14 protein-coding genes, 1 tRNA gene and 1 pseudogene are annotated in these 13,193 nt (G+C 69.4%); 5 read left to right on the top strand and 11 right to left on the bottom strand.

Translation table 11 applies throughout. From position 1 onward, the window contains the following. Window positions 1–80 precede the first annotated feature (80 nt). Complete coding sequence (locus ACFZBP_RS16110) at window positions 81–359, bottom strand: hypothetical protein (protein ID WP_391413589.1); 279 nt, start codon at window positions 357–359, stop codon at window positions 81–83. 79 nt (window positions 360–438) lie between these two features. Between ACFZBP_RS16110 and ACFZBP_RS16105 the strand changes: the two genes are divergently transcribed. Next, complete coding sequence (locus ACFZBP_RS16105) at window positions 439–1,194, top strand: UTRA domain-containing protein (RefSeq protein ID WP_391413587.1); 756 nt, start codon at window positions 439–441, stop codon at window positions 1,192–1,194. A gap of 403 nt (window positions 1,195–1,597) precedes the next feature. Here ACFZBP_RS16105 and ACFZBP_RS16100 read toward each other — a convergent pair whose 3' ends face one another. Genes ACFZBP_RS16100 through ACFZBP_RS16090 form a run of 3 tightly spaced genes read right to left on the bottom strand, consistent with a single transcriptional unit; the run spans window position 1,598 to window position 4,345 of the window. Further along, window positions 1,598–2,122, bottom strand: a complete 525-nt coding sequence (locus ACFZBP_RS16100; RefSeq protein WP_391413585.1) for a WXG100 family type VII secretion target — start codon at window positions 2,120–2,122, stop codon at window positions 1,598–1,600. A gap of 20 nt (window positions 2,123–2,142) precedes the next feature. Further along, a complete protein-coding gene (locus ACFZBP_RS16095; RefSeq protein WP_328881572.1) occupies window positions 2,143–2,613 on the bottom strand; it encodes a hypothetical protein in 471 nt (156 codons plus the stop codon). A 58-nt stretch (window positions 2,614–2,671) separates the two neighbouring features. After that, a complete protein-coding gene (locus tag ACFZBP_RS16090) occupies window positions 2,672–4,345 on the bottom strand; it encodes an alpha/beta hydrolase (RefSeq protein ID WP_391413583.1) in 1,674 nt (557 codons plus the stop codon). Window positions 4,346–4,974: 629 nt separating this feature from the next. On the opposite strand from ACFZBP_RS16090, the gene ACFZBP_RS16085 reads away from it, so the two are divergent. Further along, window positions 4,975–5,057 (top strand) — tRNA-Arg (locus ACFZBP_RS16085). A gap of 302 nt (window positions 5,058–5,359) precedes the next feature. On the opposite strand, the gene ACFZBP_RS16080 is transcribed toward ACFZBP_RS16085, so the two are convergent. After that, window positions 5,360–5,665: a hypothetical protein gene (locus ACFZBP_RS16080; protein ID WP_391413581.1), complete on the bottom strand. Its 306-nt coding sequence runs from the start codon at window positions 5,663–5,665 to the stop codon at window positions 5,360–5,362. A gap of 161 nt (window positions 5,666–5,826) precedes the next feature. Here ACFZBP_RS16080 and ACFZBP_RS16075 point away from each other — a divergent pair, with 161 nt between their 5' ends. Continuing rightward, window positions 5,827–6,693 carry an NAD(P)H-binding protein gene (locus ACFZBP_RS16075; RefSeq protein WP_391413579.1) on the top strand — a complete coding sequence of 289 codons (867 nt, stop codon included), beginning with the start codon at window positions 5,827–5,829 and terminating at the stop codon, window positions 6,691–6,693. 66 nt (window positions 6,694–6,759) lie between these two features. Next, window positions 6,760–7,025 (top strand): annotated as a pseudogene (locus ACFZBP_RS16070) (UTRA domain-containing protein); the annotation flags it as partial. A 107-nt stretch (window positions 7,026–7,132) separates the two neighbouring features. On the opposite strand, the gene ACFZBP_RS16065 reads toward ACFZBP_RS16070, so the two are convergent. From ACFZBP_RS16065 to ACFZBP_RS16045, 5 genes are all read right to left on the bottom strand, one after another. Further along, on the bottom strand, window positions 7,133–7,522 hold the full coding sequence (locus tag ACFZBP_RS16065) for a hypothetical protein (RefSeq protein WP_391413578.1): 390 nt from the start codon (window positions 7,520–7,522) through the stop codon (window positions 7,133–7,135). A 2-nt stretch (window positions 7,523–7,524) separates the two neighbouring features. Next, a complete protein-coding gene (locus ACFZBP_RS16060; protein ID WP_391413576.1) occupies window positions 7,525–8,868 on the bottom strand; it encodes a hypothetical protein in 1,344 nt (447 codons plus the stop codon). A 5-nt stretch (window positions 8,869–8,873) separates the two neighbouring features. Next, entirely contained in the window at window positions 8,874–9,215 is a 342-nt protein-coding gene (locus ACFZBP_RS16055) for a hypothetical protein (protein ID WP_383451419.1), read from the bottom strand. A 116-nt stretch (window positions 9,216–9,331) separates the two neighbouring features. Next, a complete protein-coding gene (locus ACFZBP_RS16050) occupies window positions 9,332–10,258 on the bottom strand; it encodes an SDR family oxidoreductase (protein ID WP_391413573.1) in 927 nt (308 codons plus the stop codon). Then, window positions 10,255–11,313 (bottom strand): NAD-dependent epimerase/dehydratase family protein, encoded by a 1,059-nt coding sequence (locus ACFZBP_RS16045; RefSeq protein ID WP_391413571.1) that lies wholly within the window; start codon window positions 11,311–11,313, stop codon window positions 10,255–10,257. Before ACFZBP_RS16045 ends, ACFZBP_RS16050 begins: the two co-directional genes overlap by 4 nt. Before the next feature lie 168 nt (window positions 11,314–11,481). Here ACFZBP_RS16045 and ACFZBP_RS16040 point away from each other — a divergent pair, with 168 nt between their 5' ends. After that, window positions 11,482–12,441 carry a D-2-hydroxyacid dehydrogenase family protein gene (locus tag ACFZBP_RS16040; protein ID WP_383451425.1) on the top strand — a complete coding sequence of 320 codons (960 nt, stop codon included), beginning with the start codon at window positions 11,482–11,484 and terminating at the stop codon, window positions 12,439–12,441. Window positions 12,442–12,584: 143 nt separating this feature from the next. On the opposite strand, the gene ACFZBP_RS16035 is transcribed toward ACFZBP_RS16040, so the two are convergent. Further along, on the bottom strand, window positions 12,585–13,193 hold the full coding sequence (locus ACFZBP_RS16035) for a DUF2087 domain-containing protein (RefSeq protein WP_391413569.1): 609 nt from the start codon (window positions 13,191–13,193) through the stop codon (window positions 12,585–12,587).

Genomic DNA, 13,193 nt, shown 5'->3' with positions numbered 1-13,193 from the left:
CGGTGCCTGCCCTTGAGGAAGCACCGCGCTCTGGCAAGCGAGGCGGCACGGCGGATACGGTTGAGCACGCTGCTCAGCTCCTATCGCTGATGGCTCGGTTCCCCGACATCGCCCGTCGTGGGGACCGCTTTGTGTACGACCGCCCAGAGGGTGCGGTCGTTCAGGCTGGTGGCGAGGAGCCCGAATCGGTCGGCCTCCGCCACCACTTCCAGGACCTCCCGCCATAAGTCGGCGGAGAGCGACTCCGGCACCTCCGCTTCGACCGACGTGTACCGGCCGTGCTCCTCCACCCGCGCCGGAAGCCCGACGCCGGACAGCCGGGCAGCGATGGCCGCCGCGCTAACTCCCGAAGCGGGCACAGGGCAGCCTCCGTTAACCAGCGATCACTTTGAGTGAAGCTAGTTAACTAGATTAGAGCTAGTGGACTAGATTTTCCATATGCCTGAGCAGCCGCCTTATCTCCGCATCGCTGACGAACTCCGGCGGCGGATCGCGGAGCACGTGTGGGAACCCGGGGACCGCCTGCCTTCCCGCGCCCAGATCGGCCAGGAGTGCGGGGTAGGCGAGAACGTGGTCCGTCGGGCACAGGAGCTGCTGATCTCCCAGGGCGTGCTGGAGGGCCGCGCCGGATCAGGCACTTACGTCGCCGAGCCCCGGCAACGGGTCCGGGTCGTCCGGTCCTCGGCACGAGAGCGGCCCGACGCGTCACCGTTCCGGGCGGACATGAAGGCCCTGGGCAGGCAAGGGGATTGGGAGAGCCGGACCGAAGCCAAGGTGCCGGCTCCGGCGGACATCGCGGCGCGGCTCGGCATCGTCGAGGGCGACCTGTGCGTCCGTACGGCGTACGAGTTTCTGGCCGACGGCAGGCCGGTGCAGCTGTCGACGAGTTGGGAGCCGTACGACCTCACCGTCGGCACGCTCGTCGTCCTCCCCGAGGGAGGGCCGCATGCCGGGGCGGGCGTCGTGAATCGGATGGCCGCGATCGGTGTCACCGTCAGCCACGCCGTGGAGCAGCCGGAGCCGAGGCAGGCGACCGCCGAGGAGGCGTCACTTCTGGGCATCCACAAGGCTGCACTCGTGACGCACATCCGGCGGACGTACTACAGCGACCAGGGGCGGCCCGTGGAGACGGCGGACATCGTGGTGCCCGCCGCTCACTGCGAGATCGTCTACGAGATCCCCATCAGTCGCTAGCAGGACGGCCCCGCGTCAGGTCGTAGCTCCTCCGCTCGTATTGTGACCGCATACGCAACGAGAGGCACGACGAGCGGCTTTCAGATGCGGAGTTGGAGCTGTTCCTCCAGTACCTCCACAGATTCGCGAACCATGACCTTGATCTCTACGCCCTCATACAGGTTGGAGACCCAGCGCACCCCGACTACGTGTCCTTCAGCAGGACGCCGGAAGCGGGTGTCGACCCATCGGCTTACCGGTGGCCTTGAACCGGCTCCGGGCCGTGTCGAATGTGTGTCGACGGCAGCGGCTCTGAAACCACGTTCCGAAAAGAAGCCCTGCCAGACGCTAGTTCTGATAGTCGCTCATACAGACGCGACTGCCGATTGCGGCAGGTCTGTGACGGTCAGGCAGGAGTGTCGAGTCAGCCGAAGTCGTTCGTGCCGGGAGTGGGGCGAGTACTGATGGTCTCGTCGTACGTCGGCATAGTGGTGCCGTACGAGGTGCGCGGGTCCAGTGGTCCGGCGCCGGACCCCCGGCCCACTGGTTGGACGCCCGGGGCGCTGCCGGGATGCCCGAGGGCATGGCGCTCGCCCGTACCCGGGCGCAGAACCGCGGGCATTTCACCGGAGGTGGCCTGTGTCGCGGTGCCGGTCTTCTCGAAGTCCTGGGACGTCCGCTGGTCGTTCCATTCGTGGCCGTCCGCCGACGACCTGAGGTTGTCCCTGCCAGCCTGGAGGCGGGAGTGCAGACCGTCGAGGGCCGGCTTCCAGCTGGTGGCGATCTCTGTCAAAGCGGCGCCGATCGACCAGCCAGTGAGCGAGTTGCCCGCGGACCTCGATTCCCTGATGGCCTTGTCGGCCGGTCCCTTCATGGTTTGGGATACACCGTCGCAGGCGCCGGCGGACGCGCGCAGTTCGGCCGGGTCGACGTTGGTGCTCTGAGACACGTCCAGTTCCTCTCAATCGGTCAGAACTGCTGCTGCTTCGCACCGGGCGGGAGCATGCAGGGGGTGCGTACGGAGAAAGAGAGCGCTTGGGGCTTTGTCTTGCCGGAGCCGACGGTCTCGGCCGTCACGCGATAGGAGTTCTCCTTGTTGTCAGCCCTGAACACGGCCGACTCGTAGGCATCCTTGAACTCCCGGTATCCCGTGACCTCGTACCCCTGCTTGGAGAGCTCCTGACGGAGCGTCTTCACGACGCGCGTGTGCTCCGTGACGGGCGCCGGGGAGTTGACGTAGTAGAAGAGGCTGTACCGGCCGTCCTCGGCCACCTCGTCGTTCGCCCCGATACATGCCTCGAAGTGCACCTTGGCCGTCGAAGGGGTGAGCTCGACATCGGCGATCCTGGCCATGTACGCGGTGTAGTCCTTGGCCCACTTCAGCGCGGCGTCCTTTTCCATCCGCGGCAGCGGGGTGTTCGCGTCGTCACTCTGGGACACACAACCTCCAGTTGAAAGGAGAACTGCGGAGACAGCCAGCATCGTCCGGAAGAAGGGCCTAGAGACCAGGGACGATATAGGCGTCCGGCGGCATCTCGGAGCCCTCCTTCGGAACCTCTGTGGGCTGCCTGCCTGCAATGATCGCTCCCTGGTTGTCGAGGGACTCGCTGGGTCCGTACGGCCCGCTGTCCCAATAGCCGCTGTGGCCATGGGTGTCGACCTCGAAGTTGTTGCCACCGAAGCCTCCAAGCGTCGGGTCGCGGCCGAGGGTGTAGCCGGAGGTGTTGTTGGCGACACCGTCGTCCTCCGCGGTGCCGACCCATACGTGCTCGGGATCCATCTGCAGATCCTTGGCCTCGTCCACTGTCATCCCAGGGCTACCGACTGCAACCACGTCGTCCGCGCCCAGGCCGGAGCCCCCAGCTGCGGCCGCACCCACGACTGTGGAGCCGTAGCTGTGTCCGATAACTGTGGTGTGACTCGGCGACCCGTCATGCGCGGCATGCGAGCCCGCCACGAACTGCCGCAGGTCAGGAGCGGCGTCCTCGGCTCGCCCGGTTCCGCCGACGCTGTTGAAGTCGGTCGCGGACGCCTCGGGGGCGTCGTAGCCGAGCCAGGTGATCATCGCCACGCTCTCGCCGTTGGACCGGCTCTCCGCTGCCGACTGCAGCCTGTCGATGCGCTCGAGCTGACCGGGTACGGCGTCCATGTTCGTGTTGGTGCCTGGCACCAGGATGCCGGTGTGCGCGGCCGTGTCGGGGTTGCCCATGGCGATGATGGCCCGTCCGTCGTCCTTGGAGTCGTAGCCGAGGAGGTACAGCTCCTTGCCCCTTGGCGCGGCATCCGCGGCTTCGAGCCGGTCGTTCAGCACCTGGAGATTGCTCAGGCGCCTGTTGACGGTTTCATCGGTGTCCCCCGGGAACCCTTCGTCCCAGTTGCCCTCCTGGATCAGATTCATTTCCTGGGCGAGGGCCGTGCGATTGGCGTCGTCGCGCACGTCCGACGGCAGACCGTCGGTCGCTCCGATCTGCCTCGGGTAGAGCGTGGTGTAGGTCTGACGCTCCTCGGGGCTGAGGGCCTTCCACCAGTCGGCGGCAGCCTTCGGGTCGTCCGAAGGGATCTGCGGGGCCTGGACACCCACAGCTTCCATCGCGTTCTTGGCGTCCTGGGCGGATTCCGCCGCCGCGTCGTGGCTGAGCGGATCGGTGAGAATGTCGCCGTTCAGCTCAGCGAGGGCCCTCGCGCCGTCGTTACTGGCCTTGTGCGCAGCGGCCAGGGCCTCGTCGATGGCGGCGCGGTGCTCCCCGAGCAGCGCGCCGCGGTCCGCGATGATCTGCTGCGCGTCGGGGTCCTGGCGTGGAAGGCCCGAGGTCGTCGGATCGCTGACCCAGCCGTCGCCGTCGACGTCGAAGCCGTCCTGCTCCGCACGCCGCACCGCGCTACGAAGGTCGGTCTGGGACTGCTCCATCCAGAACCTTGTGGTGTTGAGGACCTCGGCGATGGCCATGGCCTCGGTCTCGACCACACCGATGCGCGACTCGACGTCCTCCAGGTAGAAGAGGGCCGCGTCGGCGTCATCGCCCTTCCAGGACTGGTGCAGCGGCCCGGTCACCTGTCGGCGGTGGCGGTCGGTGAGTGAGTCCATGGTCGTCGACAGCCCGCGCCAGGACTTGACCGCGGCTTCCAAGTCGGAGAAGTCCTGCTTCATCAGCCGGGAGAAGTCAGAAGCCACGTCGGCTCCCGCTCGGCCGGCCCGAGAGTCCCGCAGAGCATGGCAAGCCAACCCAAGTAGGCATATGGCAACCCCCGTTGCTACTCATTCATGAGTTCGAGGCGCTCAGCCTAGCCGACGTCTTCTCGCCCTAGGCCGCTGCTTCTGGATCACCTCGTATCGAGTGGCAAGGCCCTGCACTGCCATGAAAGCCATAGGCAGGCAAGGGGGTTGGGAGGGCCGGGCCGAAGCCAAGGTGCCGGATCCGGCAGACATCACAGCGCGGCTCGGCGTCGCCGCCGGACCGGCATCGCTTCTGGGTATCCAGGAAGCCGCACTTCCCATCAACCGCTAGCAGGAAAGCCCCGCGTCAGGTCGTAGCTCCTCCGCTCGTATCGTGACGCATGCGCAACGAGAGGCACGACGAGCGGCTGTCGGACGAGGAGTTGGAGCTGTTCCTCCAGTAGCTCCACAGATTCGCGAACCTCTCATACAGATTGGAGACCCCGAGCACCCCGCCTACGTCTCCTTCAGCAGGACGCCGGAAGCGGGTGTCGACCCATCGGCCTACCGGCGGCCGTGAACCGGCTCCGAGCCGTGTCGAATGTGTGTCGACGGCAGGTGACGAGCTGCTGGCGGAAGGGGTAGCTGCCCAGGTCAGTGACCGACCTTCAACGAACACGCCGAGCGCCCTCTAAGCGCTTGGCCGCAGGTTCGAGTCCTGCCGGGGGCGCCCAGTCTCCGCCCTCCTTCGGGAGGGCGTTTTTGCTGGTCAGGGCGCATGTCGACTGACGTGACGAAGCCCCGGACGCCCGGAACTGCGCCGCTTCCTGGCTGACACCTGGGCCTAGCGGCGGCAACCGGGAGTGGCACGCCAGCAGCGGCCTCTACCACGGCGAGGCGAACGCCGCCTGACCACAGGCCCGTTCACTCCCGGCCGCTATCCCATCCACACGAGTAAGGACCTGCACGACTCATGTCCTGCATCTCGACGCGGATGGAGGACATCGCCATGGGTGACATCCTGCGCACCGACTACCAGAAGGCCGTCGCCGCCTCCTGGAACGCCGAGAAGGACCCGGTCGACATCGCAAGCTCGGTGAGGTCGATGGCCTCTACCACCACCACTACGGCCTCGGCGAGTACGACCCCTCCGTCCTGGCAGGCCCGGCCGACACCCGCGAGCAGCGCATCATCGAGGGGATGCACCGCCTGGAAACAGCCCAGGCGGAGGTACTCCCCGACCACCTCGGCGACATCAAGCCCGGCGACCGCCTCCTGGACGCCGGCTCCGGCCGCGGCGGCACCAGCATGATGGCCAACGCCCGCTTCGGTTGCCATGGCTTTCACGGAATCGTGCCGGCGGACAGGGCTCGCAGTCCGGTGGGGCATCCTGTGCCGACGTCCTGACGAGTGAACGTGCGCGTGTCCTGACGGGCTCAGGACGGTCGTGCCGCACAACGTGGGTGGACAGCCCTGAATCGGCGTGAGGACGCGACGAGATGACGACCGTAGTGGTGACCGGCGCGACCGGGAACGTCGGGCGACACGTTGTGAGTGAGCTGCGGCGGCGCGGCGTCCCTCACCGCGCGCTCACCCGCAACCCGGAGCGAGCCACTGCCGTACTCGGCCCCGGCACCGACCTCGCGCCAGGGGACTTCACCGAGCCCAAATCGCTTCGAGCCGCCTTCGCGGGCGCCGAGCAGGCATTCCTCAGCTGCGCCAACGACCCGCGGCAGGTCGAGAACGCGGCAAACGCGATCGAGGCCGCAGCCACGGCCGGTGTCCGGCAGATCGTCCTGCTGTCCACGGTCGGCGCCGAGGTCGGCGCCGCCAAGACGTTCGCCGATCAGCACGGCCGCATCGAGCACCGCCTGGGCTCGGCGGGGATCCCGTTCGTGATTCTCCGGTCCAGCTTCCTGATGTCGAACCTCCTCGGTTCACTGCCGACGATCGGGCAGGCCGGACGGATCCTCCTGCCCGCCGCCGACGCCCGGGTCGCCATGATCGACCCACGTGACGTGGCCGCCTGCGCTGCCGCGGTGCTCTCCGGGCAGAGCGGGGAGGGAGAGACCCATCTGATCACCGGCCCCGAGGCCATCACCTTCACCGAGGTCGCTCTCCGGCTCTCCACCGCCCTCGGACGGACGGTGGAGTACGTCGCTGTACCCGACGAGGCAGCCCTGGCCGGCATGCTCGAGGCGGGCCTGCCGTCCTGGCTCGCCGAGGGGGTGGTGGGCATCTTCCAGCTGCTCCGCGAAGGCATCAATGCCGACACCACCGACTCGGTGCGCCGGTTGACCGGGCACGACCCACGACCCGTCGCCGACTTCGCCCACGACCTCATGGCACCGCTGCTGACCCGCTGATCCCGCAATAGGTGGCGGACGGCGCGGCAGAGCGGATCCCGACACCGGGCCTCGCGGACTGCGGACCTCCCCGAGGGCGGGCCGCGCGCCGGGCGGGAGTCGTCAACCGCATGGCCGCAATCGGCGTCTCCGTCAGCCATGCCGTGGAGCAGCCGGAGCCGAGGCACGCGACCGCCGAGGAAGCGTCACTCCTGGGCATCCAGAAGACGACCCTCGTCACGCACAACCGGCGGACGTGCTACTGCGACGAAGGGCGGCCCGTGGAGACGGCGGACATCGTGGTGCCCGCCGCGCACTGCGAGATCGTCTACGAGATCCCGATCAATCGCTAGCCGAATCGAGAAGCCCGGACACATGTGAATGCCTTGGTGGGGCCCAGGGCGCGCCAAGCGCCCCGCGAACCAGGTCACCCGGCGAGGGGCGCATGCTCCGCCCCACCTCAGCGTCCCGGAAGAAACACGGTGAGCCGCCCCCAAGCCGCCCCCGTAAGCACCACGCACGGCACGAGCCACCACAGTCGCAGCCATCGGCGTGCCACCGCCAGGGCCGTGATCGGTGCGGTGAGGAGGGCGCAGGTGAGGGCGATGGTTGCGAAGAGGTGGATGTGGTCGTAGGCCTGGTGGTCCCAGGGGCCGAGGGGGTGGGAGAGGTAGGCGATGGTGCTGGCGGCGCCCGACAACAGGAAGCCCATGAGCAGCAGGGCCGCGCAGGCTGCGCCTTTGAGGCGCGAGGACCGTGACGGCGGCCGCTTCGACGCCTTCGACGTCCTCGGCTCCTGCGCCCCCTGCGACGGCTGCGACGGCTGCGACGCCCGTGGCTCAGAAGGCACCGTCACGACTCCAGTGCCCGCTTCGCGTCCTCGACGCTGCCGGCGAATCCGCGGCCGTAGCGCTGGGCGTCGTCGCTGCGGTAGTAGGGGCCGCCGTTGTAGCGCGCGGCGAGTTCCTGCATCTGTTCTCTCGTCATCTGCTCGGGCGGAACGTCGGCGAACTCGCTCTCGGCCTTGAGCTGGGCGAGGTACTCGGAGGCGATGTAGATGTTCTGGCCCGGGTCCTTGGAGGCGTTGACCACCTCTTCGCGTTGGGCGTCGGTGAGGTTCTGCGGGTCGTAGCCGAGGACTTCGGCGGAGCGGCGTACCTGGATGGCGATGGGGCCCATGGAGGTCTGGTCGGCCTCCCCGGTGCCGGGCAGGTGACGACGTACGCCGTAGGCGGCCTCGTCGATCCAGGAGGGGTCGCCCTCGACCTCCATCCAGGCGATGCCCGCGACCATCTCGGGCGGCAGCCCGGAGCTCTGCGCGGCGTCGTTGATCAGCGCCCTGTTGCCCGAGATGTACTGGCGGCGGCCGGCGTCGTCGTCGGACGGCAGATACAGGTAGTGGTCCTGTGCGTCCGGCAGACGCGCGAGCCGGTCCCGGATGCGCTGCAGCGTCGGCGAGACCGACGTGTCGCCCGACACCCCGGGGATCGCGTCGACCTTCGTGCCGGTGCCGGGGAGCTGGGTGTTCGGGTCGCGGCCCGCCTCGCCCACCTCGCGGCGCAGCGCGTCCACGGCGCCTACCAGCAGCGCGGGGTAGCCGCTGTCCCCACCGCGGAAGTCCGGCAGGGACCGCAGGGCCGCGCGTATCTCGTGCACGCAGTCCTCCCGGGCGGCGGACTCCACGCGCTGGGCGTCGCCGTAGTGGTCCCTGGTGGCGTTGTAGTACTGCTCGGCCTCCTCGCGGATCGCGTCCACGTCGACGGTGAGTTCGGCGGCCCAGTCGAGGAAACCGGTCGTGGCGCGCAGGTCCTCCCACTGGCGCAGCGGCTCGGCGGCGCGGACCGTGGGAGTGATCGCCTGTGCTTCCCGGGACATCACCTCGACCAGCCGGTCCTCGGTGGTGCGCCCGCTCTCGAAGTGCCCCCTGGCCCGCTCGACGGCCGTGGCGTAGTCGTCCAGCGCCTTGCGTACGCGTCTGAAGGCGGCCGCGAGGTGCTCCGCCAGGTCGAGCGCCTCCTTCAGCCGCCTGGTGTACCGCTCCCGGTGTTCGCTCTCCCACTCGACTTTCCCGGCCTTGCGGAAGTCGTCGTCGCAGGAGGCCAGGAGGGTGTGCAGGCGGCCGTACTCGGCCGCCGTCCGTTCGATGAGCTGTGGGTTCGACGCGTCGAGGAACTCGACGTCCGCACGGTAGGCCACGGCGCTCACCGGTCCTCGGGCGCGACGTAACGGCCCTTGTCGAGCAGGTCGTCCATCGCGCGCTGCGCGGTCGCGTCCGCCTGAACGTACGCGTTTCCCGTCGACCGCAACCTGGTCGACAGCGCCGACAGCAACGTCACCAGGTCGCCGTACTGGTCCTGCGCGTAGCGGGCGAAGTCCTCGACGGCTTCGGCCACTTCGGGGTGTGAGCGCGGCACGCGGCACTGCGTGGCGTTCTCCCCGTCCATGCGCCCGGCGTACAGCAGTCCGGCCAGTTCGTTCAGCAGATGCGAACTGCCGTCGATGGACTCGGCCCGCGCCGAGAACCCTCCAGGCCCCGTACTCATCGTTCCCCCGATGTCGACAATGATCGCGACCGTGAGCATGCCAGTTGCGGATGCAATCTGTCACGCCGTCGACCTGTCAGGCCGTCGGCCTGGCACGCCGTCACACCGTCACGCCGTCACAGGTCGGTGCCGCCGCTGACGTCCAGATACTGGCCGGTGATCCAACGGGAGTCGTCGGAGGCGAGGAACGCCACCACGTCCGCCACGTCGGAGGGCCTGCCGATCCGACCGAAGACCGACCGTGCGGCCAGGGTGGCCCGCGCCTCGGGGGTCGTCCGGCGCCGGGCGTTCATGTCCGTCTCGATGAAGCCCGGCCCGACCGTGTTCACGGTGATGCCGCGAGGGCCCAGTTCCTTCGCCAGAGCGAGGGTCATCGTGTCCAGCGCGCCCTTGGACATGGCGTACGCGAGCGACTCGGGGAAGGCGCGCCGCGAGGCGAGGGAGGAGACGTTGACGATACGGCCGCCGTCCCGCATCCGCGGCAGCGCGTTCTGCACGAGGAAGAACGGCGCCTTGGCGTTGACGGCGATCATGCGGTCGAAGACCTCGGGCACCGCCTGCCCTACCGGTCCAGAGCCACTCGCTCCCGCGTTGTTCACCAGGATGTCCAACGAGCCCTTGGCACCGGAGGCCCCAACTGCCGTTGCCTCAAGGCCCGTTGCGCCGGCATCGGCTGTCCCAGCACCCGCTGCCTCGCCACCCGCTGTCCTCGCACTCTCTGTCCCAGCACCCGCTGCCCTGCCACCGGCTGCCCCGGCATCCACCCCCTCCCCACCCAGCTCCTCCCGCACCCCGGCGTCGAAGGCCTCGAAGACCGCGGCGGCGTCACCCGGCACCCCGAGTTCGGCCCCGAGCGCGAAGGCCCGTCCGCCGTTTCGCCGTATCTCCTCCACCACTTCCAGAGCGGGAGCCTCACTGCGCCCGTAGTGGACGCCGACCAGCGCCCCGTCGCGGGCGAGCCGGGTGGCGATGGCTCGGCCTATACCCCGGCCGGCCCCGGTGACCAGTGCGGTCTTGCCCGTCAGTGCGCGTTCGATGTTCACGAAGACCCTGTGTCCGTAGAGGGAAGATGAGGTTGAGAGGGAGTGCCGAGGAACTTCCGGTACCAGTCCGCCTGTTCGGCCAGCCCCCGCGCGAACCCCGGTCCGGGATCCACCCCCACCCCGGCCCAGAACCCGTCGTCCGCGAACCACTGGTCCACGGCGAGCATGTCGAGGTGGTGCAGTGCGCGCGGCTGCCCGGCGAGACGTGTCCGGGCTCCGTCGACGTCCAGCGCAGCGCCCGGCAGGCGTAGGTCGAACAGGTCGGCCACCCTGTCGAGCAGTTCCGAAGTGCCCACCGGATCCGGGTGGTTGACGTGGTGGACGCCCGACAGTTCCCGCTCCGACAGCCCGGCGGCGAGTACCGCGCGCCCCAACGCCCGTACGTCGACGACGGACTGCCGGGCGGCGCATCCCTCGATGCGCGCCGACAGCGGTCCCAGCACGGTGACCAGGCCGGGGACCACCCATCGGTCGCCGGCCCCGAACACGAGGTGGGGGCGCAGTACGACCCCGCCCGCGTCCAGCACATGCCGCTCGGCGGCGGCACGGGCACGGCTGGTCGGTGAGGCCGGTGCGAGGGGTGGCCCGTCCGGGAGCGCCGCGGTGAAGGGGCCTCGTCCGTACACGGCGGCCGTACTCACGTAGACGACGCGGGCCACTCCTGCGCGTGTCGCCTCCTCGACGAGGGCGCGGGTGCCGTGGTCGTTGACGGCGGCGGTGAGCCGTTCGTCGGAGCCGACGTGGGAGGCGCAGTGCAGGACGACGTCGATGCCGTCGCAGAGGCCGCGCAGGGACGTCGGGTCGGTCAGGTCGCCGTGTACGACGTCCGTCGCCTCGGCCTCGGCGTCAGAGTCAGAGTCCGGCAGGCTCCCCGGGTCGCGTAACAGGAGCCGGACCCGGGGCGGGGTGTCGCCGCGCCGCGCCTCCCGTTCCGGCTCCCGAATCGGGTCTTGTATCGGCTCCTTTGCCGACTCCACCACCGACTCCCGTACGGCCGCCACGACATGGCCCCCGATGAAGCCGCTGCCTCCGGTGACGAGGATGCGTGGTGACAAGGTGGGGTCCTCCCTCTGGCCGGCCGGTCCGCGCGCCGTGATCAACAGTCGGGGACGGACCCGCCGCGGGTCAATCGCGCCCGGGCTCGCCGCATCCACCACCCCGACTGTCGGACCCGTTCCGTAAAGTCGGTCCAGTCGGTGCCCCGGCCATGGAAAGGAACCCCCGTGCGGCTGCGCTGTGCTGTGCTCGACGACTTCCAGAACGTGGCGACGGAGGTCGCCGACTGGTCGCCGCTCGCGGACGACGTGGAGGTCGTCGCGTTCACGACCCACTTCCCCGACGAGGACGCCTTGGCCGAGGCCCTCGCCGACTTCGACATCGTGGTCACCCTGCGCGAGCGCGTCCCCTTCCCCGCCTCCCTGATCGCCCGGCTCCCCCGGCTGAAGCTGCTCATCGCCTCCGGCATGCGCAACTCGGTCATCGACTACGCCGCCGCCGAGGCGCACGGCGTCACCGTCTGCGGCACGGCCAGCACCTCGACCCCGCCGGTCGAACTCACCTGGGCGCTGCTGCTGGGCCTGGCCCGTGGTCTCGTCGAGGAGAGCAACGCGCTGCGCTCCGGCGGCCCCTGGCAGCAGACGGTCGGCGCCGACCTGCACGGGCGCCGGCTCGGACTGCTCGGCCTGGGCAAGATCGGCAGCCGTGTGGCCCGGGTCGGTCTCGCCTTCGGCATGCGTGTCACCGCCTGGAGTCAGAACCTGACGAAGGAGTACGCCGACGAGGTGGGGGTCCATCTGGCCGCCTCCAAGGAGGATCTGCTCGCCGACAGCGACTTCGTCTCGATCCATCTCGCCCTCAGCGACCGCACCCGTGGCCTGCTCGGGTCCGCCGAGATCGCGCTGCTCAAGCCGACGGCGTATCTGATCAACACCTCGCGCGCGGCGATCGTCGACCAGGGGGCCCTGCTCGCCGCTCTGCACGAGGGTCGTATCGCCGGCGCCGGTGTGGACGTCTTCGACGTCGAGCCCCTTCCCGGCGACCATCCGATGCGTACGGCTCCCCGGCTGCTCGCCACGCCCCACCTGGGCTATGTCTCGCAGGCCAACTACGCGACGTACTACGGTCAGGCGGTCGAGGGCATCCAGGCGTACCTGGCGGGTTCACCGGTACGACGGTTGCCCTGACCTGACTGCCGGAATTCGCCCCCGCCGCCCCTACCCGTCCCATCCCTGGGGCTGCGCCCCCAGACCCCCGCTGTCGGCCCTCCGGGCCTCGTCCTCAAACGCCGGACGGGCTGGAAAACCAGCCCCCTGCGGGTGGGCGGGCGTCAGGCGATGTCGGCGGTCCCGGCGCCCTCGGCCGGCGTGCTCTCGGTGGGCCTTCGGTAGATGCCGTCGCTCCGGCGCAGATGGTGCAGGTCCACCAGATAGCGGCGGAGGGTCACATGGTCGATGTCGTCGCTGTCCTCGCACCAGGCGCGCAGCTTGTCGTTGACGGTGCGCTCCGGGTACTCGACGCCCGGCTCGAAGGTCTGCTCGGCGATGTGCCGCAGCACGAGCTTCTTACGGGTCCACCGCGCGGGCAGCCGGACCAGTCGGCCGTCGCGGACGAAGGTCCGCAGGACCAGGTAGGCGGCGCGCTGTTCGTCGGACGCCGGGCTTTCGGCGGCCTCGGAGGCGCGCGCACGCCGGTCAGCGGTGCGGGCGTACTCCTTGAACAGGGCGTACGCCACACCCAGTTGCCCGTCGTCCCCGGCCGTCACCACGCCCTGCTCGCGCAGCCGCAGCAGTGCCACGGCCGTCTCCCTCGCGGGCAGCCCCGCCGCCCGGGCGACCTGCTCGGTGCTGCCCGCGCCCAGCGCCACGGCGGCGAAGGCGCGTACCCGGGTCTCCTCGGCGAACAGTCGGACCAGTTGTTCCGTGGGATCGGTTGCCAT

This window comes from Streptomyces sp. NPDC008086, from assembly GCF_042957325.1.
Lineage (GTDB): Bacteria > Actinomycetota > Actinomycetes > Streptomycetales > Streptomycetaceae > Streptomyces.
The sequence above is the reverse complement of the archived record's forward strand: the minus strand, read 5'-3'. Positions and strand labels throughout refer to the sequence as shown.